Raw genomic sequence first — 23,184 nt, forward strand, 5'->3', positions numbered from 1 at the left:
CCGCAGAATCGAGCTCGGCAATCCGACGCTGGGAGGTTGATCGAGCTTGCAGACCGCGACGGCCGCGCTGAACGGCATCCGCACGCACTACTGCGCGAACGGCTCGGGTCCGGCCGTGGTGTTCGTGCACGGTCTGGCCCAGGACCACCGCAGCTGGCAGCGCCAGCAGGAGGCGTTCACCGACCACCGCACCTACGCCTACGACGTGCGCGGCCACGGCGCGACGGCCCTCGGCGCTGCCGACGGCACCTTGGAGCAGCTGCGCGACGACCTGCTGGCGTTCCTCGCCGAGGTCTCCGGGCCCGCGGTGTGCGTCGGGTTCTCGCTGGGCGGCACCGTGGTGCTCTCCGCCGCCGCGCAGCGCCCCGACCTGGTCACCGGAGCCGTGGTGCTCGGCACCTCCTCCGTGGTGGGCCGACGGGCGGCCGAGATCAACCTCCAGCGCGCCGAGCAGGCCGCGGACCGCCCAGCCCTGCTGGAATCCCTGCGCGAGGACACCCGGGCGATGACCTACGACTCCACAGTGGACGTCGACGAGCTGGTCGCGTACCGGGCATCGACGATCGGTGATGGCGCGGGCTACGCGAACGCCCTCACCGCGATGGCCGGGATCCGCGACAACCCGCTGACACCCGCGCTCGCCGCGATCGAGTGCCCGGTGACCGTGATCGGTGCCGAGCACGACGCGATCTGCCCGCGCAAGGCCGCCGACATCCTCCTCGAAGGCCTCCCCCGCGCGACCTACCTGGAGATCCCGAACTCCGGCCACCTGATGAACGTCGACAACCCGGAAGCCGTCACCACCGCCCTCCGCACCGCACTGGCGGGCGCGGACTGATCAGGCCGCGTCCAAGCGCTCCTTCATCGAGCCGCGCACGGCCGCCACCGCATCGCGGTACTCGGTCTCCGCCTCCACGACCACCTGACTGCCCGCACTGTTCCGCCGCCGCACCAGCAGCAGGCGATCGGCCGCGTCCAGGACCGCTCGCACCGGGCCGTCGGCCAGGTCCGGCTCGTGGAGCTCGATGTGCGCCGCCGCTTCGCGCAGCGGCTCCAGGACCGACCCCGGGGAATCGAGCGCGGAGGTCAACCTGCGAGCAGGCACCAGGAACTTGGCGAACCGCTCCTCCTGCAGCTCCTTCGCCTTCTCGAAACGCCGATCGTCACGTTCCTGCGCGGATCGCTTGTCGGTCCGGGCAGCGGTCAACCAGACGCCCGCCAGCGCACCGAGCGAACTGATGAGCGCGACCAGGACCGTGACGTAGCCAGGTGTTGACCCCATGCCCGGACACGTTACCGCCAGGGCCACCGCGCCGGATCCGAACGGTAGAATCGGGGCGGAAACGTCCCCACAGGAGAAATTGCGTGTCGGCTTCACCCTGGGTCAAGGTGCCCATCGGCCCCGACGGCCCGCGGTGGTCCACAGTGCACCCGCTGCGGACTGCGCTGGTGGTCGTCCACACGCTGACCGCGTGGAACCGGCTCGCCGACATCCTTCCCGTCTTCGACTCCGACCACCGCGTGCAGCTGGTGTTCACGTTCCCCGGAGCGTCCGCCATCGACTCCGACGTGGAGCACGTCCTGCACGAGCGCGGTGCGATCCGCATCGACTGGTCGCAGGCGGTCGACACCGAGTTCGACCTGGCCATCTCCGTGCACAACAGCGGGGATCTGCACGAAATCAACGCCCCGCTGATCACACTTTCGCACGGAATGGGATATACTAAGCACGCGAATCAGCGAATCAGCGAATCAGCGAATCAGCGAATCAGCGAATCAGCGAATCAGCGAATCAGCGAATCAGCGAATCAGCGAATCAGCGAATCAGCGAATCGCTCCGTCTACGGCTTGTCGCCGGAGTGGCTGCTCCGGGACGGTTCCGTCGTCCCGACGGCTGTCGTGCTCTCGCACGACGAACAGCTCGGGCGGCTCGCCGCGACGACCCCGCAGGCGGTGCCCGCTGCTGTCGTGGCCGGTGATCCCTGCTTCGACCGCTTGCGCGCAAGCCTCCCGGAACGGGCCGAGTACCGCCGGGCGCTGGGTGCCGACGCGAGCTCCACGGTGGTCGCGGTCTCGTCGACGTGGGGCGACAAGTCGCTGATCGGCCGCCACCCCGAGCTGATCGGTGAATTGCTCGCGGAACTGCCGGACGATCACGTCGTCGCCGCCGTCCTGCACCCGAACACCTGGTACGCCCATGGCCCCTGGCAGCTGCGATACTGGCTCGGCGCATCGCTGCGGTCCGGGCTCCGGCTGATCCCGCCAGCCGAGGGCTGGCAGCAGACGATCATCGCCGCGGACGTGACCATCGGCGATCACGGCGCCGTGACCGGCTACTCAGCTGCACTCCGAAAACCCACGTTGCTGGCCTCGTTCCCCGAGGAGGAGGTCGCCGCTGGTTCCGCGGTGGCCGCGGTGGGCTCGGCCGCGCCGCGCCTGGACGTGCACCGCGGGCTCGCCGACCAGCTCCGCGAAGCGATCCGGCGGCACGACCCGGACCGGTTCGGCGAGGTCGAACGGCTCACGAGCTCGGTCCCCGACGACTCGGCGCAGCACCTCCGGAAGCTCTGCTACCGGCTCATGGACCTGCCGGAACCGACCGGCTCAGCGCTGGTCCCGGTGTACCCGGCCCGCACGCTCGTGCCTGAGCGGGACACCGTCCGCGCCTGGTGGTTCGACGGGGACTGGCACGGCGACGAGGTCCGGCTGACCCGATGGCCAGCCGATGTGCACCTCCGACGCGGTCGCAAACCCGCTTCCCCGGACCGGTTCCTCGTGGTGGCCAGCACGCACCCGCAGCGCGACACGCGCAATTCCGCCGCAGTCGTCGTGCGCGAGGTGGATGCGGCCGACGACGTCGGTGAGGTGCTCGCCCAGCTGCTGACCTCTTTCCCGGCTTGTCGACTCGCCGCGGCCCGCCTCGGCGGCCAGTGCTGGATGCTGGACCGCGAAGGGCACCAGCTGTCGGCGACCACGACGGATGCCGTGGCCGCGGCGTCAGCCGTCCACGCGTGGTCCCGGGCCCGGCGGGACTGGTCGGCGCTCCCAGCTCGGTTCGACCTGGCGGTGGGGGCGCGCCGATCCACCGTCGTGATCGCGAAGCGCGATCAGTGACCGAGCTCGTCGAGCTCGCCCCGCACCTCTTCAGCCCTGGTATCGCCGAGCTTCTCGTACAGCGCCAGCGCTTCCCGGTACGCCTCGGTCGCGGTGCCGACGTCCCCGCCCTCGACCGCCGCACCGCCGAGGTCGACCAGGACATCGGCCAGCAGCTTCACCGCGCCTTCGCCCCGGAACAGGTCCGCGGCCGCCGCCAGATCCGCACGCCCGTCCGCACCACCGCGGACCTTCCCCCTGACGTGCAAGCACTTCGCCCGGTTGTCGGGCTCCTTCGTCCCCTCCCGGAAGTACTCCAGCGCTCGGTCGACGTGCTGCTCGGCCCGCTCCCGATCGCCGAGCTTCTCGAACGCCCTCGCTCGCTGCAGGCTCAGCAGGGCGAACATGCGGTCCTGCTGCGCCGGTTCGATCTCCTCGCCAGTGGCCGACTCGACCACTTCCCAGGAAAGGGCGTAATCCTGCAGCGCGCCCCGCAGGTCGCCGCGCTTGGCCTTGAGCTTGCCGTTCCACTCGTACGAGCTCTGCTGGCCGTGCTTGTCGCCGATCTCGTGCGCGATGCGGCTGAACTCCGCGAAGTCCTCCCCCGCCCGCTCCAGGTCGCCGACGGCGAGGCGGGCCGCCCCGCGCTGCTGGTGCAGCTGCATGCGGGCAGCCGGGTCGGTGGCGACCTCCAGCGCGATGTCGTGCAGCTCGAGCCAGATGTCGTAGTGGTGGTGGTAGTGCAGGTACTTGAAGAGCATGATCACGAGCCGGACGGCGGCATCGCCCTGCCCCAGCGCAGGCGCTTCCCGCACGCACGCGACCAGGTTGGTCAGCTCCGCGGCGAACCAGTCCAGCGCCTGCTCCCGCGTCACCACGAGCTCGGGTTCAGCGAGCCCGTCGAACAGCGGACCGGCGCGCCACCGGTCGGACACCGCCCGGTCCCGCGGATTGGCCTGGTCCACGAACCACGTCACGAGCTCCGCCTTCAGCTCGCGGCACAGCTCGGCGCCGTCTTCGGCGTTGGCCTTCTCCTGCGCGTCGATCCGGACGAGGTCGTGGAACTCGAAGCGGTTCCCGGCCTCGATCAGCAGGTTCCGGTCAACCAGATTGTGCAGGAGCAGCACGGCATCGTGCTCGTCCACACCGAGCACGACAGCCGCAGCGTCCGCGGTGAAGGACGAACCCGGGATCAGGGCGCACCTCCGGTAAACCCGCTGCAGCTCTCGGGAAATCTCGTCGTAGGTCACCTGGAGGAACGCGGGGATGCGAGCCTGGTCGTCGAATTCCAGCAGTGCTGAACTCGACTTCCGCAACTTGCCGAGCAGGGGTTCGGCAACCGCCGCTCGTCCGACCAGCTGCGCCGCCACGATCTTGATCAGCAGCGGGATGCCGCAGCACTGATCGGCGAGCGCCTCGATCACGGCCCGGTCGATCTCCGTCGCCGTCTGGCGGAGGTCGTGGATGAACAGCTCCAACGCCTCGCCGTCCGGCAGCTTCTCCACCGAGTAGGGCTCGAACCCGTCCGCCACCAGCGAGCGGGACAGCACGTGCGTGATCACCACGACCGCCGACTCCGGGGAACTTCCCGGCACCAGGTCCGCCACCAGGTCGGCACGCACCGCATCGTCGATCACGACCAGTCGGCGGGCGTCGCTCATGCGCTGGTCGTACGCGGCTTTGAGCCCCTCCCGCGTGGCGGGCAGCTCGGTCTCCGGGACGCCGAGCCCGAGCAGGGCCTGCCGCATCAGCGAGGTGTCCGGGACCGGCTCACCGCCGACTTGCTGACCGTAGAGCCAGATCGGCTGCCCGCTGAAGGAGTCCCGCTCCAGCTCGGCGAATTCGCGGACCATGCTCGACGTCCCCACCCCGGGCATGCCGGTCACGTGCATCTTGCAGACGTGTCCCCCGCTCCGGCAGCGGCGCAGCTGATCCCTCATCCTGCCGAGGTTCTCGCGCCGATCCATGAACCGCTCCGCTCGCGCCTGCACCTGGCCCCACTCCCCCAATTCCAGAACGTCGGAAAGATCGCGCGCAGTCCACGTTAGCGCACGCTGCGTGCATCCCGGACAGCGCAAGAGGCGGCCGCGGTGTGGAACCGCAGCCGCCTCCTGGGGAGGGTCGATCAGGCGTCGACCCGGTCCGGCTCGTTCTGCTTCTTCGCGCGGACGAGCTTGTTCCACAGCGGCCAGGTCAGCAGCAGGGCGATGATCACGTAGACCGCGATCGCCAGCGGCGAGTTCACCAGGCCGGTCAGCGAACCGTCGCTGATCTGCAGCGCTCGGCGCATCTGCAGCTCCGCGGCCGGGCCGAGGATGACGCCGACGATGGCCGGCAGCACCGGCAGCCCGTAGCGGCGCATCGCGAAGCCGATCACACCGATGATGAACAGCAGCACCAAGTCCAGCGCCTCACCACCGACCGCGTACGCGCCGACGCTGGCGAAGAACAGGATCCCGGCGTACAGGTACGGGCGCGGGATCTGCAGCAGCTTCGCCCACACCGGGGCCATCGGCAGGTTGATGACCAGCAGCAGCGCCAAGCCCACGAACATGCTCGCGATCAGCGCCCACACCAGGTCCGCCTCGCGCTGGAACAGCAGCGGCCCGGGCTGGATGCCGTACTGCTGGAACGCCGCCAGCATCACCGCGGCCACCGAGGTGGTCGGCAGGCCCAGGGTGAGCATGGTGACCATCGTGCCCGCCGCGCTCGCCGTGGCGGTCGCCTCCGGTCCGGCGACGCCCTCGATGGCGCCCTTGCCCCAGTCACCGGTCTTGCGGGACAGCTGCTTCTCGACCGTGTAGGACAGGAACGTCGGCATCTCCGCGCCACCGGCCGGGATCGCGCCGAACGGGAACCCGATCAGCGGCCCGCGCAGCCACGGCTTCCAGGTGCGCCGCAGGTCTGCCCGGCCCAGCCAGGGACGGCCGACCGACAGCGGCTTGTCCTGGGTGTGCCGCAGGTGCGCGGCGACCCACAGCGACTCGCCGACGGCGAACAGCCCGACCGCCACGACCACCACGTCGATGCCGTCGGCCAGCTGCAGCGAGCCGAACGTCAGGCGGGCCTGGCCGCTCATCTGGTCCAGGCCGACCAGCCCGATGGTCAGGCCGATCAGCAGCGAGGCGAACCCGCGGATCCGCGAGCTGCCCAGCACGGTCGCGGTCGCGGCGAAGGCCAGCACCATGAACGCGAAGTAGTCCGGGGCGCCGATGTTCACCGCGTAGCCCGCGATCACCGGTGCCAGCAGCACCAGCAGGACCAGGCCGATCAGGCCGCCGATGAAGTGGCCGATCGCCGCCGCGGCCAGCGCCTGCGAGCCGCGGCCCGCCTTGGCCATCTTGTTGCCCTCGATGGCCACCACCACCGCCGCGCTCTCACCCGGGGTGTTGAGCAGGATCGAGGTGGTCGAGCCGCCGAACATGCCGCCGAAGTAGATCCCGGCGAACATGATGAACGCACCGGTGGGGTCCAGCGCGTAGGTGACCGGCAGCAGCAGCGCCACCGCCATCGCCGGGCCGATGCCCGGCAGCACGCCCACGGCGGTGCCGAGCAGCACGCCGATCGCGGCGAACAGCAGGTGCTCCGGGGTCAGCGCGGTGCTGAAGCCCGCCAGGAGGTTGGACAGGTCCATCGGTTACAGCACCTCCATCAGCGGGCCACCGGGCAGCGGGACGCCGAGCAGGTTGTTGAACGCCAGCCAGGTCAGCACCGAGATGACCGCGGCGATCAGCGGGTCCCGCACGAAGTTCCGGCTGCCCAGCGAGTAGGCCGCGCCCCAGAACAGGATCGCCGCCGACGCCGGGAACCCGATCACGTTGATCAGCGCCGCGTTCAGCAGGAAGAACCCGGACAGCAGCAGCAGGGTGCGCCAGTCGGTCGGCGCGTCCAGGTCGACGTCCTCGCCGCCCTCGGCCTCACCGCGGCCGCCGCGCAGCACGTCGCGGGCCAGCAGCACGGCGACGACCACCAGCAGCGCGCCGACCACGACCGGCACCGCCTTGGGGCCCACCGGGCCGCGCTGCGCGAAGTCGGTCGGGATGTTGATCGCGTCCACCAGAACCAGCACGCCGACCGCGAGCAGCAGGGCGCACAGCCCCAGCTCGGAGTGCGACTTCCACCAGCTCCGGCGTTCGTCCGCAGCGGAACTCATGCGGCCCCCAATTCCTTGAGCACCGACGCCACCCGGTCGTTCTCCGCCTTCAGGAAGGTGCCGAACGCGTCACCGGTCTGGAAGGCGTCCGACCAGCCGTTGAGCCGCATCGCCTCGCGCCACTGCTCGCTGTCGTGCAGCTTGGTGAACAGCGAGATCAGCTTCTTCCGCTCGTTGTCGCTGATGTCCGGCGGGGCGACGATGCCGCGCCAGTTGGTGAAGCTGACGTCCACCCCGGACTCCTGCAGGGTCGGGGCGTCGATGCCCGGCACCCGCTCGGGGCTGGTCACCGCCAGCGCCCGCAGCTCGCCCGCGGCGATCTGGTCGCGGGTCTCGCCGATCCCGGACACGCCGAAGGCGACCTTGCTGCCCAGCACCGAGGCCATCAGCTCACCGCCGCCGTCGAAGGGTACGTAGTTGACGTCCTTGGCGGGCAGGCCGATCGCCCGCGCGGTCAGCATCGGGGCCAGGTGGTCCGGGCCGCCCGGCGAAGAACCGCCGCCCACCGGGACCGCGCCCGGGTTGGCCTTCCACGCCTCGATCAGCTCGCCGATGGTCCGGTACGGCGAGCCCTTGGCCACCACGATCACGTCGGCTTCCTCGGTGAGCTTCGCGATCGGCGTGGTGTCCTGCAGCGACACCGGCGAGTGGTTGGTGTAGACCGACCCCACCACGCCCAGGCCCATGGACATCACCAGCGCGCCGTTGCCCGCCTCGTTGACCAACCGGCCCAGCCCGACCGTGCCACCCGCACCGGGCAGGTTGAAGACCTCGGTCGGCCCGTTCAGCCCGGTGTCCTCGATGGCCTTCACCGCGGTCCGCGCGGTGATGTCGTAGCCACCGCCGGGGGTGTTGGGCACCATGACCCGCAGACCGCGGATCTGGGACCCCGCGGCTTCGTCCCGCCCCGAACCCGCCAGGGGTGGCACCACTAACACCAGCAGTGCTGCGCCCAGCACCGCCAGCGCCACTTTCAGCTTGCGCATCATCACCTCACTGTGATCCCGATCTCGCACTGACCGGGTGGTGGGTGATCATCCCCCGCGCGACGCGAACCGTCTCGGTTTCGGGGCTATCGAAAGTTGCGGAAGTTCTGTAACCGGGTGCCGGTCAGTTCACGCAGGGGATCCCGTCGGCGGTGATCGTGCCACCGCTCGGCTGCTCGGGCGACTGCCGGACGAGCCCGTCGAGCTGGAGCCGCGGGGCGGCGGCGAAGTGCTGTGCGCCCGGCCCGTCGTAGTCGTCGCCCAGCACGACCCTGATGCGCCCACCGCTGAGCGCGGGATCGGGTTCGACGGGCAGCCCGCCGAGGTGTTCGGCGACGAAGCGGGCCGCCTCGTCGTTGCCGGGCGTGAAGAGCACGTGCGAGGTGGCGGTTTCGGGGCCGTTGCCGACGTTGCCGACCGGGATTCCCTCGGAGTTCAGCTCGTCCTGCACGCGCGAGGCCAGGCCGGTGATGCCGGTGCCGTTGAGCACGTCCACCACGCTGGTGTTCAGGCTGTCGGGCCGCGGCTGTTCGGCGGGCAGGCCTTCGTTGACCCGCTGGATCATCAGCTGCACCTTGCGCGGGTTGACCTTGACGGCCATCCCGTCGTGCGGGGTGTCGTACTCGGGGTCCTCGACCGGGATGGTGTCGAAGGTGATGTTGCCCCCGGCCAGGCCCTGCAGCTGCCCGGCGAAGGCGAGCACGTCCAGGCCCTCGTCGAGCACCACGGACTGCTGCACCGAGTCGAACATCCGGTTCAGCTTCGCCGGGTTGGTCAGGGTCCCGGTGGACAGCATTGAGCGCGCCAGCCCGGCCATGAAAGCCTGCTGCCGCTGCACCCGGTCCAGGTCGCCGCGTGGCAGACCGTGCCGCTGCCGGACGAAGGCCAGCGCGTCCCCGCCGGAGATCACCTGGTGCCCGGCCGGGAAGCGCGCCCCGGAGAAGGGGTCGTCCACCGCGTTGTTCAGGCACACCTCGACGCCGCCGATCGCCTGGGTGAGCTGGTAGAAGCCGAGCAGGTTGACCTCGGCGTAGTGGTCGACGTTGACGCCGGTGAGCTGCTCGACGGTGCGCACCAGCAGCTTGCGACCCGCGTCGTTGGACCGGCGCTCCAGCTCGGCGGGGTCGGACACGCCCTCGGACTGCAGTTCGGCGCGCGCGGTGGCCTTGCCCCGCCCGTACGCGGAGTTGATCTTGTGCTGGCCGTGGCCGTCCGGGATCGACACGTAGGAGTCGCGCGGCAGCGAGTAGGCGACCGCGCGGGAGCGGTCCTCCGGGATGTGCAGCAGGATCAGCGTGTCGGTCAGGCTGGACCCGCTGTCCCCGGTGCGCAGCTCGCGCAGCATCTCCTCCGGCAGCGCGTTGCCCTGCGCGTCGGTGCGGCCGTCCAACCCGACCAGCAGGATGTCCACCGCGCCGTCCGGCCCCGCCCCCGAGGTCACGTCGCTGGTCGCCATCCCGCCCTGCAACCGGCCGAACGTGGACCACAGGTAGCCGCTGAACGCGAACACCGCGGTCGAGGCCAGCGCGACGGCGATGCGGGCCCCGGTCCGCCACCCGCGCCGACCTCGCGCCGGGCGCACCCGGGCGATGGGCACCGTGTGATCGTCGCGGTCGGAACCAGGTCGGGCACCACCGATCACCGGATCTCCTCACCTCACCCAGTCGGGCCACGCGGACGGCCGTCGCCGAGCCTACTCGCCCCCGCGGCGCGGAAGTCGATCACGTTCGCCGGGCGGCCGACGACCGCGGACCACCCTGATGGGTAGACTCCGGATAGCGCATCCGCAGGCCGCCTGACCTCGGGACCAGGTGGCCGAACAGCGAGGAGTTACTGCCATGGGTTCGCTCAGTGCCTGGCACTGGCTGATCGTGCTCGCCGCGGTCGTGCTGTTGTTCGGCTCGGCGAAGCTGCCCCAGATGGCCCGCTCGCTCGGCCAGTCCGCCCGCGTCCTCAAGGCCGAGGCGCGCGGCATGAAGGCCGACGAGGAAGCGGCCAAGCAGCACGCCGTCGACAACGACGACAAGCCGCAGAAGAGCTGACCGCTCGAACCGAGGAGCTCCCCCGCCGACCGGGTCGACGGGGGAGCTCCTCGGTGTTCCGGGCCGATCAGGCCCTGGCCAGGCCCGCCTCCAGCTGGTCGGCGAGCTTGTTCATGATCTTCGCGTAGCTGGCGTAGCTCATCGGGGCGACCGCGTCCCACTCGGCGAAGCGGTCCGCGGCGGCGGCCGGGTGCGCGGCGAAGACCGGGTTCTGCTTCATCTGCTCCGGCTTCATCGACGCCGACCGGGCATCCCACAGCAGGATGTCGCCCGGGTAGGCGTTGGCGTTCTCCCAGGACAGCCGCTCGAAGTAGCCGCCACCGGCGAGGTCGGGGTTCTTCGGCGTGGTGATCGGCAGGCCGAGCTCCTTGACGTAGTAGTCCAGGTCGGGATTGCGCGCGGGCACCACCACGAAGTACTCCTCCTTGGTGCCGCCCACGGCCAGGATCGACTTGCCCTCGGCGCGCATCCGGGCCCCGATGTCGCGCAGCCGCTGCGCGGCGGCGTTGAACGCCTCCTCGTCGGCCTTCACCTTCGTGGACTCGACATCGGCGCCGAGCGCGCGGGCCAGCTCCTTGTACTTGCCGATCGCCTCGGGCAGCGAGATGCCGGACTGCTGCACCCCGACCGTCGGCACGATCCGCTTGACCGCGTCCTCCTGGTCCTGCACCAGGTGCCACAGGCCGGGGAACTCCGCGTACTTGCCGCTGACCACCAGGTCGGGCTGCAGGGAGGTCAAGCGCTCCAGGTTCACCTCGCCGTAGCCGGGGCCGGTGACGTCGGTGACCTGCGCCGGGTCGATGCTGCCCGCCTCCGGCTCGGTGGAACCGTCGTCGCGCACCAGCGGGCCGAACGTCCCGGCGATCGGCACGCCGAAGTCCTTGAGCGCGCCGGCCGCCGAGACCTGCGCGACGATCCGCTCGGGGCGGTGGTCGGTGGTCACCGTGATCCCGCGATCATCGGTGTAGGACCAACCGCCCTCCCCCCCGCCTTCCGGCGCGGGCGAGCCGCACCCCGCCAGCACTCCCACGGCCGCCAACGACGCGGCTGCGGCTCGGATCTTGTGACGCACACCAACCTCCCCAAATCTGTAAGGCTAGGCTAACCTAGCACCTGATCTCGGGAGGTTCACGGATGGCAGGTACGCAGACCGTCGAGCACCGGCCGGACTACCGGCTGTTCCCCGTCGAGGTGGCGCGGGTGCAGCGGCTCGGGCCCAGCTTCGTCCGCATCACCTTCACCGCGGAATGCCTGCGCGGCTTCGGCGCCGGTGGGGACGACCAGCGGATCAAGCTCGTGCTGCCGCAACCCGGTCGCACCATCGCGGACTTCCCGGAGGGCGCCGACTGGTACCAGCGGTGGCTGGCGCAGCCCGACGAGATACGCCCGACGCTGCGCACCTACACCGTCCGCGCCTTCCGCCCGGACGACGCCGAGCTCGACGTCGACTTCGTGCTGCACGGGGTCGCCGACGGGCACGGCGGCCCCGCGTCCACCTGGGCCGCGGCCGCGCGCCCCGGCCAGCAGATCGGGCTGCTCGGCCCGGACCGCCCCGGCCGCGGGCGCCCGTGGGGCTGCGAGTGGGCCCCGCCGGAATCGGCCAGCCACCTGGTGCTGGCCGGTGACGAGACCGCGGTGCCCGCGGTCGCCGCGATCGTCGAGAGCCTGCCGCCGTGCGCCCGCGGCGTGGTCTGCCTCGAGGTGCCCGAGGAGCTGGACCGCCAGGACTGGCAGGTGCCCTCCGGGGTCGAGGTGCGGTGGTTCTCCCGCTGCGCGGGCGCGCCGCACGGCAAGCTGCTGGAGGAAGGTGTGGCCAGCGCGCTCGCCGAGCTCCACCCGCGGTCGGCCTCCGGTGCCGCCGAGCTCGACGACATCGACGTGGACACCGAGACGCTGTGGGACGTGCCCGCGCAGGACACCGCGCCGAGCCGCCTCTACGGGTGGCTGGCCGGTGAGGCGGGGGTGATCAAGCGGTTGCGCCGCATGCTGGTCGCCGACTACGGCATCCCGAAGCAGTCGGTGGCCTTCATGGGCTACTGGCGCGAGGGCCGCAGCTGACCCGATCCGGCCGCTCCTGTCGGTGCTCCCCACTACTGTTCCAGCGACTCCGCCGGTCTAGAGTCGCAACAGGAGCAGCCGAAAGGGGGACGCCATGGGCCCCACCATGGTCGTCGAGGACTTCGCCACCGCGGCCGATCCGTACCGGCGCGAGCTGCTGGCTCACTGCTACCGGATGCTCGGCTCGCTCCACGACGCCGAGGACCTGGTGCAGGAGACCTACCTGCGCGCCTGGCGCGCCTACGACCGGTTCGAGGGCCGCTCGTCGCTGCGCACCTGGCTGTACAAGATCGCCACGACGGCCTGCCTGACCGCGCTGGAGAACCGCAAGCGCCGCCCGCTGCCGACCGGGCTCGGCGGGCCCAGCGAGATCCCCGGCGACGAGCTGGTGGAGCGGTCCGAGATCCCCTGGCTGGAGCCGATCCCGGACGCCGCCCTGGTGGACGACCCGACCGACCCGGCCGCCATCGTCAGCGCGCGGGAGAGCACCCGGTTGGCGTTCATCGCCGCCCTCCAGCACCTGCCCGCCCGGCAGCGCGCGGTGCTGGTGCTGCGCGACGTGCTCAGGTGGAAGGCCGCCGAGGTCGCCGAGGCCATCGGCACCAGCACGGCGGCGGTCAACAGCATGCTGCAGCGCGCCCGGGCACAGCTCGCCGAGGTCAAGCCCTCGCCGGACGACACGCCCGCTCCGCTGACCGACGAGCAGCAGCGGCTGCTGGACCGCTACGTGACGGCCTTCGAGGCCAAGGACATCTCCGCCATCGTGCAGCTGTTCACCGCCGAAGCGGTGTGGGAGATGCCGCCGTTCGTCAACTGGGTGCGCGGTGCCGAGCAGATCGGTCGGCTGGTGGACCTCAAGTGCCCCGCCGGGCCGGGCGACCTGCGGCTGCTGCCCGCGCGGGCCAACGGCCAGGCCGCCTTCGGCGTCTACCGGCGCGCGCCCGACGGGGTGTTCCGGCCGTTCCACCTGCAGGTCCTGGAGCTCGACGGCAGCGCGGTCCGGCACACCGTCGCCTTCTTCGACGTCAGCGTGTTCCCGGCCTTCGGACTGCCCGACACCTGCCCGGAGCGGCGCGACTAGTCGAGCGGGTGCTCGGCCAGGAAACCCAGCACCGCGGCGGAGGCCTCCGCCCGCTTCTCCTCGAAGTAGGCGTGCCGGGCCCCGTCCAGGTAGTGCACCTCCGCGCCCGGGATGCGGTTGGCGAGGATCAGGGCGTTGTCCACCGGGCTGAACGCGTCGTCGGTGCCGTGCAGCACCAGCGTCGGCGCGGTGATCTGGTCCAGCACCGCCCAGCTGTCGTGGGCGTTGCTGGCGCGCAGGTGCCCGCGGCGGGCGTGGCCGGGCATCGGGCCGCCGAGCGTCACGTACGGGCCCGGGTTCTCGCGCACCCATTCCGGGCTGTACATCAGGTCGATCAGGACCTCGCGGGCGGCGTCCGCCGACGGCTGCGCCAGCGCCCGGGTGATCTCCGGGGCGGCCCGCAGCCCGTGCACTCCCCCGACCGAGGTGCAGCCCAGGACCAGGGCACCGACGTGGTCCGGGTAGTCGATCGCCAGCCACTGGGCGACCTTGCCGCCCATCGACGTCCCGTACACGTGCGCGCGGGCGATGCCGAGCTCGTCGAGGACGCAGACCACGTCGGTGGCGAAGCGGCGGACGCTGTACTCGGCGTCGGCGGGCTTGTCGCTCCGCCCGGTGCCCAGGTAGTCCAGCACGATCACCTGGTGCTCCGCCTCGAAGTCGGCGCGCACGTTGTCCCACCAGTGGTGGGTGTTGGCCTGCCCGCTGAGCAGGACCAGCGGTTCCCCGCTGCCGTGCGCTTCGTAGTAGATCTCGGCTTGGTCGGCGCTTTTCACGAACGGCACACCACCATCCTAGGGATCGCCTCCGCTGTGCTGGGCGACCAGAGGTGCTCTAATGCCCGGTATGACCGGCCCGGAGCCGATTCGCCTGACCCAGTACGCGCACGGTGGCGGGTGCGCGTGCAAGATCCCGCCCGGCGAGCTGGAGGCGGTGCTGGGCGGGCTGCCCACCGACGTGACCGAGCCCGCTGCGCAGCTGCTGGTCGGCGTCGCCACCGGCGACGACGCGGCGGTGGTGCGCGCGGAAGGCGGCCCCGGGATCGTGGTCACCACGGACTTCTTCACCCCGGTGGTGGACGATGCGCGCGACTGGGGGCGCATCGCAGCGGCCAACGCGCTGTCCGATGTGTACGCGATGGGCGGCACGCCGGTCGTCGCGGTGAACCTGCTCGGCTGGCCCCGCGACGTCCTGCCGTTCGAGCTGGCCGCGGAGGTGCTGCGGGGCGGCGGCGAGGTCGCGGCGGCGGCCGGGTGCCACCTCGGCGGCGGGCACAGCATCGACGACCCCGAACCCAAGTACGGCATGGCGGTGACCGGCCTGGTCGACCCGGACCGGTTGCTGCGCAACGACGCCGCGCGCCCCGGGCAGCCGCTGTCGTTGACCAAGCCGCTGGGCATCGGCGTGCTCAACACCCGCCACAAGCGCACCGGAGAACGCTTCCCGCAGGCCGTCGAGGCGATGACTGCGCTCAACCGGGACGCGGCCGCGGCGGCGCTGCGGGCGGGCGCGGTGTGCGCCACCGACGTCACCGGGTTCGGGTTGCTCGGGCACCTGTTCAAGATGATGCGCGCCTCGGGGACCTCCGCCGAGCTCGACATCGCCGCGGTGCCGTACCTCGACGGCGCGCGGGACGCCGTGCGCGCGGGTTTCGTCAGCGGTGGCACGCGGCGCAACCTGGACTGGGTCCGGCCGCACCTCGACGCCGGTGCCGCACCTGACGAGGACCAGCTGCTGCTCGCCGACGCGCAGACCTCGGGCGGCCTGCTGGTGGTCGGCGAAGTTCCCGGCGCGCCGGTGATCGGCCACGTCCTGCCCGCGGCCGACGCGGTGATCGCGCTGCGCTGAGGCGCCCACATGGTGGGCAGCGGTCGGGTTCCGTTGACGTTGCGGCGATTCCGGTTCTAGCGTTCAGGGCATGGCGCATCCGGTGCAGCTGGTCACCAGGGACCACGTGGATCTCCTCCGGGTCATCTCCGCCGCCTGTCCGCGGCCCTGACGCCGCGCACCCCTCCCTCTTTCTCCACTGTGGACGTATTCGGTCCGCGGTGCTCCACGCCCGCAGGAAGGACGACCTGCACATGGCACCACCCGAACTGCACCTCGCGGTAGCGCTCGACGGGGCCGGTTGGCACCCGGCCGCCTGGCGGCGACCGCAGGCCCGCCCCGCCGAGCTGTTCACCGCCCGGTACTGGGTCGATCTCGCCCAGGAGGCCCAGCGCGGACTGCTCGACCTCATCACCTTCGAAGACGCCCTGAGCCCGCAGTCCAGCCGCGACGACGGTCCCGACGACCGCACCGACCAGGTGCGCGGGCGGCTCGACGCGGGCCTGATCGCGGCGCGCGTGGCGCCCCGGACCGAGCGCATCGGTCTGGTGCCCAGCGCCGTGGTCACCCACACCGAGCCGTTCCACATCTCCAAAGCCGTCGCCAGCCTCGACTACATCAGCACCGGGCGGGCTGGCTGGCAGCCGAAGGTCTCCGCGCTCCGCACCGAGGCCGCGCACTTCGGCCGCCGGGAGGTGCACGCCGACGAGCTGCTGGACGAGGCCGCCGACTACGTCGAGGTGGTGCGCAGGTTGTGGGACAGCTGGGAGGACGACGCGGAGATCCGCGACGTGGCCACCGGCCGGTTCATCGACCGCGACAAGCTGCACTACATCGACTTCGCCGGGAAGTGGTTCGCCGTCAAGGGACCGTCCATCACTCCCCGACCGCCGCAGGGGCAGCCGCTGGTCACCGCGCTGGCCACCGATGCGGCCGGGCACCGGTTCGCCGCCCGCGCCGCCGACGTCGTGCTCACCACGCCCCACGACGTCGAGCAGGTGCAGATCGTCGAATCCCGCATCCGGGCCGAGCAGGCAGCCGCCGGGCGGGAGCAGGACCGGCTGCACGTCTTCGGCGACATCGTGGTGTTCCTCGGCACCGATGCGGCGGACCGCAAGGCGCAGCTGGACGAGCTCGACGGCGCTGAGTCCACATGGGACGCTCCGGTCTTCACCGGCACGGCCGCCGAGCTCGCCGACAGGTTGCAGACCTGGTCCGCGGCGGGGCTCTCCGGCTTCCGGTTGCGGCCGGGCGCGATCCCGGAGGACCTGACCGCCATCACCCGCGACCTGGTGCCGGAGCTGCAGCGGCGCGGGCTCTTCCGCACCTCCTACGACACCGGATCGCTGCGCGGGCGGCTCGGTCTGCCCCGCCCCGCCAGCCGTTACGCCACGACAGCTGGAGGACGTCCGTGAGCAAGCAGATCCACCTCGCCGCCCACTTCCCCGGGGTCAACAACACCACGGTGTGGAGCGATCCGCGGTCGTTGAGCCAGATCGAGTTCTCCTCGTTCGAGCACCTCGCCCGCACCGCCGAGCGCGCCAAGTTCGACTTCCTGTTCCTGGCCGAGGGGCTGCGTCTGCGCGAGCAGGGCGGCAAGATCTACGACCTGGACGTGGTCGGCCGCCCGGACACCTTCACCGTGCTGGCCGGGCTCGCCGCCGTGACCGAGCACCTGGGGCTGGCGGGCACGATCAACTCGACGTTCAACGAGCCCTACGAGGTGGCGCGGCAGTTCGCCAGCCTCGACCACCTCTCCGGCGGTCGCGCCGCGTGGAACGTGGTGACCTCGTGGGACGCGTTCACCGGGGAGAACTTCCGGCGCGGCGGCTTCCTGCCCGAGGACCAGCGCTACGAGCGCGCCGAGCGGTTCCTGCGCACCGCGTGGGAGCTGTTCGACTCCTGGCGCGGGGACGAGATCGTCGCCGACAAGGAGAGCGGCACCTTCCTCACCGACCCGCGTGCCGGTTCGTTCGCGCACCGGGACGCGCACTTCGACATCGCCGGGCGGTTCAACGTGCCGCGCAGCCCGCAGGGGAGGCCGGTGATCTTCCAGGCCGGGGACTCCGACGCCGGGCGGGAGTTCGCCGCCTCCGCGGCCGACGCCATCTTCACCGGGCACGGAACCCTCCAGGCGGGCAAGGACTTCTACGCCGACGTCAAGCGCCGGTTGCCGGGCCACGGGCGGTCCCGCGACGAGCTGCTGGTGTTCCCGGCGACGACCGTGGTGCTCGGCGACACCGACGCCGAAGCCCACGAGCGAGCCGCGCACATCCGGCGCCAGCAGGTCAGCGGGCAGACCGCGATCCGGTTCCTGGAGCAGCTGTGGAACCGCGATCTCAGCGACCTGGACCCGGACGGCCCGCTGCCGGAGTTCGACCCGGTGCCGGGCGAGAACACCATCGCCAAGGGCCGCGCCAGCGTGCGGCGGCACCGCGACCCGGTCGCCACCGCCCGGCAGTGGCGCGAGCTGGCCGAGGCCAAGCAGCTGTCCATCCGGGAGCTGATCATCGAGGTGACCGCCCGGCAGTCGTTCATCGGCACCGCGTCGAGCGTGGCGGCGGAGATGAACCGGTTCGTGCAGGAGGACGCCTGCGACGGGTTCATCCTCGTCCCGCACCTCACCCCGGGCGGCCTGGACGAGTTCGCCGACACAGTGGTGCCGCTGCTGCAGGAGCGCGGCGTGTACCGCACGGAGTACCCGGGCGGGACGCTGCGCGACAACCTCGGTCTCCCGCCGCTGCGGGACCCGCGGCACAGCAGCAGGAACGCCTCATGACCCGGTTCGATCGGAGGTCGCACTGATGTCCACCCCGCTCTCGGTCCTGGACCTCGCACCGATTCCCTCGGGGCGGACGGCTGCCGACGCGCTGCACAACACGATCGACCTGGCACAGCGCACCGAGCAGCTCGGCTACAAGCGCTACTGGGTCGCCGAGCACCACCTCACACCGGGTGTGGCCTCAGCCGCGCCAGCGGTGCTGATAGCGCTGATCGCCGGGGCCACCAGCCGGATCCGGGTCGGTTCGGCGGCGGTGCTGCTGGGACAGCACTCGCCGCTGGTGGTGGCCGAGCAGTTCGGCACCATCGCCCAGCTGCACCCGGGCCGGGTGGACCTCGGCCTCGGCCGGTCCGCTCCGAACCGCTCCGGCGACCTGGCGCGCCGCTTCGCCGAGGGTGTGGACGCGCCGTCGGAAGTCGTCGACGGGCTGCTGATCCCGTCCAAGCCGAAGGGCCTGGCCAAGTCCGAGCGGCTGCTGGCGCGCATCGCCGAGCACCAGCGGCTGGTCGGCAGCCCCGGGGAGGAGCTGGACTACCGGACCCAGGTCGGCCGGATCCTCCAGTACGTCACCGGCGGCTTCCGCGACGGTGCGGGCGAACCGCTGCACGCCAACCCCGCCGAGGGCGCGGACCTGGAGGTGTGGGTCCTGGGCTCCAGCGCCGGGGAGAGCTCGGCGACCGCGGGCGCGCTGGGCCTGCCGTTCGCGGCGAACTACCACGTCAGCCCGTCCACCGTGCTGGAGTCGGTGTCGGCCTACCGACGCGACTTCACCGCTTCGACCAGGCTGACCCGGCCGTACGTGGTGGTCTCGGCGGACGTGGTGGTGGCCGACACCGAGGAGGCGGCCCGCGAGCTGGCCGCGCCCTACGCTCCGTGGGTGCACAGCATCCGCGCCGGGGCGGGCGCGATCCCGTTCCCCAGCCCCGCGGAGGCGGCGGAGTTCAGCTGGACGGACGAGCAGCGGGAACTGGTCGCCGACCGGGTGGACACGCAGTTCGTCGGCACACCGGAGGTGGTGGCGCGCGGCCTGGCGACGCTGCGCGACGTCACCGGAGCCGACGAACTGGTGATCACCACGATCACCCACGACCACGCCGACCGGGTGCGCTCCTACGAGCTGCTGGCCAAGGCGTGGCAGGCGGGTTAACCGCGGCCGATGAACGGCATCGCGGTGGCCGTGATGGTCAGGAACTGGACGTTCGCCGAGAGCGGCAGCCCGGCCATGTAGAGCACCGCCTCGGCGACGTGCCGGGCGTCGAAGGTGGGTTCCGGGCGGGTGGTGCCGTCCGCCTGGGCCGCACCGGTGGCGATGCCCGCGGTCATCTCGGTGGCGGCGTTGCCGATGTCGATCTGCCCGCAGGCGATGTCGTACGGGCGGCCGTCCAGCGAGATCGACTTGGTCAGGCCGGTGATCGCGTGCTTGGTCGCGGTGTAGGCGACGCTGCGCGGCCGCGGGCTGTGCGCGGAGATCGAGCCGTTGTTGATGATCCGCCCGCCCTGCGGCCGCTGGTCCCGCATGATGCGGAAGGCGTGCTGGGCGCAGAGGAACGAGCCGGTGAGGTTGACCTGCACGACGTCCTGCCAGTCCGCGCTGGACAGCTCGGCGACGGACCCGGCGGGCCCGAAGGTGCCCGCGTTGTTGACCAGCAGGTCCACCCGCCCCCACTCGTCGCGCACGCCGTCGAACAGCGCGGCGACCGAGTCCGGGTCGCCGACGTCGGTGGGCACCGCGAGCGCGGCCGGGGAGCCCTGCGCGGTCTCCTGCAGCGGTTCGAGGCGCCGACCGGCCAACGCCACCCGGTACCCGGCGTCGAGCAGCGCTCGCGCGATCTCCCGGCCCACGCCGGAGCCCGCACCGGTCACCACCGCGACTCGCATCTCGCCCATCTGCCCTCCCGTTGTGGATGTCGACGGCCCGCCCATTGATACCTGAGCGGGCCGCCGACCCGCGGGTCAGGCCCCGGCTTCGCGCAGCAGGATGTCCACCGCCGCGTCGTTGCGCTCGGTCTCGCGCTGGATCACCTCGTCGGGCGGGTAGAAGCCGTCGATGCCGCCGCTGGAGGGGTACATCTCGAAGGTGAAGGACAGGATCTTGTGCTTGCCCCACATCCAGTCGTTGACGCTGCCGTCGGTGATGTAGAGGTCGCTGGACTGCTGCGGGGTGTAGCCGTTGGTCCGGGCCATCTCGGTGCCGACCCGGACGAACCGGTCGTACTCCTCCTGGGTCATGCCCTCGGCCGTGTCGGCGTCGGTGTAGCCGTAGGGCCACAGGACCAGTTCGGAGAAGGTGTGGAAGTCGATGTGCGCCTTGATCTGCTGCGCACCGTCGACCACCCGGGAGTCGACGAACCCGGCGAGCTGGCTGGCCTCCGGTGAGGAGAAGGGCGCGGTGCCGCGGTAGGTCTCCGAGGCAGGGTTGCCGCTGGAGCCGCCGCAGCAGCCCCACTGGTAGTCCCAGTTGCGGTTGGTGTCGGTACCGGTGTCCTGGCGGTTCTTCCGCCAGCCCCGGTACTGGCCGGATTCGACGTCGTAGATGGAGCCGTCCGGGTTGACCATCGGCACGATCCAGATCTCGCGGCTGTCGACGACCTCCTTGATGGCCGGGTCGGAGGCGTAGCCGTCGGTGAACCGGGTGATGATGCGCAGGCACATCTCGGTGGTCAGGTGTTCCCGCGCGTGCTGGTTGCAGCTGAACAGCACCTCGGGCTCGGCCTCGTCCTGCGCGACGTTGCCGCTGATCTTCAGCACCGGGATGTCGCGGCCCTCGAAGGACTTGCCGACGCTGGACTTCGCGGCGATGTCGCCGTGGTCGGCGACGACCTGGTCCAGGACCTGGTTGACCTCGTCGTAGGTGTGGTAGCCCTGATCGTCAGGGGGGAAGGCGGCGGTGCCGGGTGCTGCCTTCCGGTCGAGGTTGAGCTCCTGGAGCGCGCTGACGACGTCCTGCTGCGCCTGGAGCGCGAACCCACCGGCCCGGAGCTGCGCGGCCTGTTCGGGGGTGGCCTCGATCGTGGCCGTGCTCCCGGTGACGGACAGGACCTGCGCGCCGCTGCGGTTGATCTCGGTCCGGCTGCGGCTGTCGGTGTCCGGCACGGTGTAGACCGCGGTGCCACCGGCTTCGGCCGCCGGAACCGCGACCGGGTCGTCGGGTGCGGCCGAGACGCCTGCTTGGGCTGCGGGGAGCAGCAGGAGGCAGGCAGCGGCCGCGATCGTCGCTGCGGTGCGCCGTGAACTGAACATCGGACCTCCGATCGATCAGCGGTCGTGGACCCCCGAATCTGGCGGACCGGTGCACCGCTCGCCACCAGCGAAAGTGGCATTCCCGGGCGCATCCGGTTCCCAGTTGTCCGGGATAAACCGGGAAAACGCGGCACCCCGCCGCCGCAGGGCGTCACGGGATGCCCTCCGGGCTCCGGGGAGCCGGGATGAGATCCCGGAGGGTGTCGCGGTGCGCGGCGGGTAACGCCCTGCCGCCCGGTCTCGGCGCCCGAGCCAAGTCCACACTGGACGGTGGGGTGAACACCGGACGGCCGTCGCGCAGGGTGATCTCCCACCCCTGACCGTGGACGACGCGGTGGTGGTGCGCGCAGGTCATGACCATGTTGCCGATGTCGGTGGGACCGCCATCGACCCAGTGCACGATGTGATGCGCCTGCGGCGTCCCCGGCGGCCGGTCGCACCCGGGGAACGCGCAGACGCCGTCGCGCTGCAGCAGAGCCGCCCGGATGTGCGGCGGCGCGGTCCGCTGCGAGGCGCCGACGTCCAGCGGAAGGCTGTCCCCACCGAGCACCACGGGCAGCACCTCGCAGTCGCAGGCGATGCGCCGCACGTTCTCGGCGCTGATCGACTGCTCGGTCGCGGCCAGCGTGCCGGGCATGCCCTCCGCCCCGAGCAGGAGCCCGCGCTTGAGGTCGTCGAAGTCGATCGTGACGGCCAGGTGCGGGCGCTGCCCGCCGACCCGCGGCATCCGGTCGGATTCCAGCACGATGTCGAGCATCGCGGCCAACCCGTCGGCGTTGCGCTGCCCCGCAGAACGCGGATCCTTCTCCCCGTCCACCTCCGGACGCGGCGCGGCCAACGGCTGGATGGCCGACACGAACCTGGCACCGGTCTCGCGGTCGAGACGCGCCTTGACCACGAGCATTCCGTCCCGCCCGGTGGCGTAGTGCAGCTCGCGCGCCTCGTGCTGGGCCTCCTCGTCGCGGTAGGCACCGTCCTGATCGAGCAGGTACTTGATCCGCTCGGCGAGCTTGGCCAGATCCCGAGGGCACATCCGCCGCGCGTTGTCGGCGAGCAGGACGTCGACCTCCTCGGTGTGGTGCACCCGCGCGTGCTCGGGCATGCTGCGAACGCAGCGCGACACCACGAGCGCGTGATCCACCCCGATGGCGCCTTCGGACATCGCCGCAGCAGTGGCGGGCAGATCAGCGGGAAGCGGCTCGCCGCAGAGGCTGGTCTGCTGCTCGACATCGCGAGCCACCACCACGCGCCCCTTGGCGTCCGCCGGGTCGATGTTGAGCAATCCCCGCAGCCAGGTCTGCGGCGACCGAACCCCCTGCTGCGCAGGCAGACTGCGGTGCTCAGCTTCGGCGATCAGCTGCAACTGGCGCATCCGCGCCGCCCGGACCAACCGCTCGATCTCGACGATCTCGTCGACGAGTTCCGCATCGGAGCACGACACCACCGGCCGCCCTTCCAGGGCGACCTCGGGCAGGCTTGAGCCCGAAACCGCCCCGAAGGGAACGTCCGAATCCGCGACTGCGGTGATCAAAGGTGCCATGCCTCAATGATCCCAAGATTCGCACACATTTTCGACTCAATAACGGTAGCTCGATCCGGTGATCATCCGCGAAGAACCCTCAGAAACGACCCGCGCATCGCATCCGCGCACGGCGCGAAAACCTGGCGCTCAGCGGCGATACCAGGGCGGGTCGACGAGGAGAGGCGCGCCGCGCACGGGGCCGCGTCGGGGTTCAAAGCGGCAGGTGGTCGTCTCGGGATGATGCAATTTCAATCGAAATTGGCGTCGTCACCGACAGAACCTGCGGTGGCGAGGCCAGCCAATTTCAATCGAAATTGCAGTCGTCACCACCCCTCGGAAGGCCGTGACCGCAACCTCGGGAGATGGCCCCCAACTTCAAGCGAAACCACGGCCGTTCGCC

At 71.2% G+C, this 23,184-nt stretch carries 20 protein-coding genes; 9 read left to right on the forward strand and 11 right to left on the reverse strand.

Annotated features, from left to right (window positions below; all coding sequences use genetic code 11):
* Positions 1 to 46: 46 nt before the first annotated feature.
* On the forward strand, positions 47 to 838 hold the full coding sequence (locus F1721_RS12910) for an alpha/beta fold hydrolase (RefSeq protein WP_150066863.1): 792 nt from the start codon (positions 47 to 49) through the stop codon (positions 836 to 838).
* Here the strand turns inward: F1721_RS12910 and F1721_RS12915 are convergent, their stop codons facing one another.
* Entirely contained in the window at positions 839 to 1,282 is a 444-nt protein-coding gene (locus F1721_RS12915) for a hypothetical protein (RefSeq protein ID WP_150066864.1), read from the reverse strand.
* 83 nt (positions 1,283 to 1,365) lie between these two features.
* Here F1721_RS12915 and F1721_RS12920 point away from each other — a divergent pair, with 83 nt between their 5' ends.
* Positions 1,366 to 3,114: a hypothetical protein gene (locus tag F1721_RS12920; RefSeq protein WP_150066865.1), complete on the forward strand. Its 1,749-nt coding sequence runs from the start codon at positions 1,366 to 1,368 to the stop codon at positions 3,112 to 3,114.
* Here the strand turns inward: F1721_RS12920 and F1721_RS12925 are convergent.
* From F1721_RS12925 to F1721_RS12945, 5 genes are all read right to left on the reverse strand, one after another.
* Entirely contained in the window at positions 3,108 to 5,033 is a 1,926-nt protein-coding gene (locus F1721_RS12925; RefSeq protein WP_170301468.1) for an NB-ARC domain-containing protein, read from the reverse strand. The genes F1721_RS12920 and F1721_RS12925 overlap by 7 nt on opposite strands.
* Before the next feature lie 185 nt (positions 5,034 to 5,218).
* Positions 5,219 to 6,727 carry a tripartite tricarboxylate transporter permease gene (locus F1721_RS12930; protein WP_150066867.1) on the reverse strand — a complete coding sequence of 503 codons (1,509 nt, stop codon included), beginning with the start codon at positions 6,725 to 6,727 and terminating at the stop codon, positions 5,219 to 5,221.
* Positions 6,728 to 6,730: 3 nt separating this feature from the next.
* Positions 6,731 to 7,246, reverse strand: a complete 516-nt coding sequence (locus F1721_RS12935; protein WP_150066868.1) for a tripartite tricarboxylate transporter TctB family protein — start codon at positions 7,244 to 7,246, stop codon at positions 6,731 to 6,733.
* Positions 7,243 to 8,232, reverse strand: coding sequence for a Bug family tripartite tricarboxylate transporter substrate binding protein (locus F1721_RS12940; protein WP_150066978.1), 990 nt, complete (start codon positions 8,230 to 8,232; stop codon positions 7,243 to 7,245). The genes F1721_RS12935 and F1721_RS12940 overlap by 4 nt, the downstream gene beginning before the upstream one ends.
* 124 nt (positions 8,233 to 8,356) lie before the next feature.
* Positions 8,357 to 9,829: an LCP family protein gene (locus tag F1721_RS12945; RefSeq protein WP_246154754.1), complete on the reverse strand. Its 1,473-nt coding sequence runs from the start codon at positions 9,827 to 9,829 to the stop codon at positions 8,357 to 8,359.
* Positions 9,830 to 10,070: 241 nt separating this feature from the next.
* Here F1721_RS12945 and tatA point away from each other — a divergent pair, with 241 nt between their 5' ends.
* On the forward strand, positions 10,071 to 10,274 hold the full coding sequence (gene tatA, locus F1721_RS12950; RefSeq protein WP_150066870.1) for a Sec-independent protein translocase subunit TatA: 204 nt from the start codon (positions 10,071 to 10,073) through the stop codon (positions 10,272 to 10,274).
* A gap of 67 nt (positions 10,275 to 10,341) precedes the next feature.
* Here tatA and F1721_RS12955 read toward each other — a convergent pair whose 3' ends face one another.
* On the reverse strand, positions 10,342 to 11,346 hold the full coding sequence (locus F1721_RS12955) for an ABC transporter substrate-binding protein (protein WP_150066871.1): 1,005 nt from the start codon (positions 11,344 to 11,346) through the stop codon (positions 10,342 to 10,344).
* Positions 11,347 to 11,408: 62 nt separating this feature from the next.
* Between F1721_RS12955 and F1721_RS12960 the strand changes: the two genes are divergently transcribed.
* Positions 11,409 to 12,332: a siderophore-interacting protein gene (locus tag F1721_RS12960; RefSeq protein WP_150066872.1), complete on the forward strand. Its 924-nt coding sequence runs from the start codon at positions 11,409 to 11,411 to the stop codon at positions 12,330 to 12,332.
* Between the two features lie 94 nt (positions 12,333 to 12,426).
* A complete protein-coding gene (locus F1721_RS12965; protein ID WP_150066873.1) occupies positions 12,427 to 13,413 on the forward strand; it encodes a sigma-70 family RNA polymerase sigma factor in 987 nt (328 codons plus the stop codon).
* On the opposite strand, the gene F1721_RS12970 is transcribed toward F1721_RS12965, so the two are convergent.
* Entirely contained in the window at positions 13,410 to 14,198 is a 789-nt protein-coding gene (locus F1721_RS12970; protein WP_150066874.1) for an alpha/beta fold hydrolase, read from the reverse strand. The two genes, F1721_RS12965 and F1721_RS12970, sit on opposite strands and share 4 nt — an antisense overlap.
* Positions 14,199 to 14,259: 61 nt before the next feature.
* On the opposite strand from F1721_RS12970, the gene selD reads away from it, so the two are divergent.
* The 4 genes from selD to F1721_RS12990 all read left to right on the forward strand — a co-directional run bounded on the left by selD (position 14,260) and on the right by F1721_RS12990 (position 19,169).
* A complete protein-coding gene (gene selD, locus F1721_RS12975; RefSeq protein WP_150066979.1) occupies positions 14,260 to 15,261 on the forward strand; it encodes a selenide, water dikinase SelD in 1,002 nt (333 codons plus the stop codon).
* A gap of 233 nt (positions 15,262 to 15,494) precedes the next feature.
* Positions 15,495 to 16,655, forward strand: a complete 1,161-nt coding sequence (locus tag F1721_RS12980; RefSeq protein ID WP_150066875.1) for an LLM class flavin-dependent oxidoreductase — start codon at positions 15,495 to 15,497, stop codon at positions 16,653 to 16,655.
* On the forward strand, positions 16,652 to 18,019 hold the full coding sequence (locus tag F1721_RS12985) for an NtaA/DmoA family FMN-dependent monooxygenase (RefSeq protein ID WP_150066876.1): 1,368 nt from the start codon (positions 16,652 to 16,654) through the stop codon (positions 18,017 to 18,019). Before F1721_RS12980 ends, F1721_RS12985 begins: the two co-directional genes overlap by 4 nt.
* Positions 18,020 to 18,044: 25 nt before the next feature.
* The gene (locus F1721_RS12990) at positions 18,045 to 19,169 is read left to right on the forward strand and encodes an MsnO8 family LLM class oxidoreductase (RefSeq protein WP_150066877.1); all 1,125 of its coding nucleotides are present in this window, start codon (positions 18,045 to 18,047) and stop codon (positions 19,167 to 19,169) included.
* Here the strand turns inward: F1721_RS12990 and F1721_RS12995 are convergent.
* The 3 genes from F1721_RS12995 to F1721_RS13005 all read right to left on the reverse strand — a co-directional run bounded on the left by F1721_RS12995 (position 19,166) and on the right by F1721_RS13005 (position 22,802).
* Positions 19,166 to 19,909 (reverse strand): SDR family oxidoreductase, encoded by a 744-nt coding sequence (locus F1721_RS12995; protein WP_150066878.1) that lies wholly within the window; start codon positions 19,907 to 19,909, stop codon positions 19,166 to 19,168. The genes F1721_RS12990 and F1721_RS12995 overlap by 4 nt on opposite strands.
* Positions 19,910 to 19,975: 66 nt before the next feature.
* Complete coding sequence (locus tag F1721_RS13000; protein WP_150066879.1) at positions 19,976 to 21,262, reverse strand: M14 family metallopeptidase; 1,287 nt, start codon at positions 21,260 to 21,262, stop codon at positions 19,976 to 19,978.
* Positions 21,263 to 21,413: 151 nt separating this feature from the next.
* Positions 21,414 to 22,802 (reverse strand): HNH endonuclease signature motif containing protein, encoded by a 1,389-nt coding sequence (locus tag F1721_RS13005; RefSeq protein WP_150066880.1) that lies wholly within the window; start codon positions 22,800 to 22,802, stop codon positions 21,414 to 21,416.
* Positions 22,803 to 23,184 lie beyond the last annotated feature (382 nt).

It is taken from the genome of Saccharopolyspora hirsuta, assembly GCF_008630535.1.
GTDB lineage: Bacteria > Actinomycetota > Actinomycetes > Mycobacteriales > Pseudonocardiaceae > Saccharopolyspora > Saccharopolyspora hirsuta.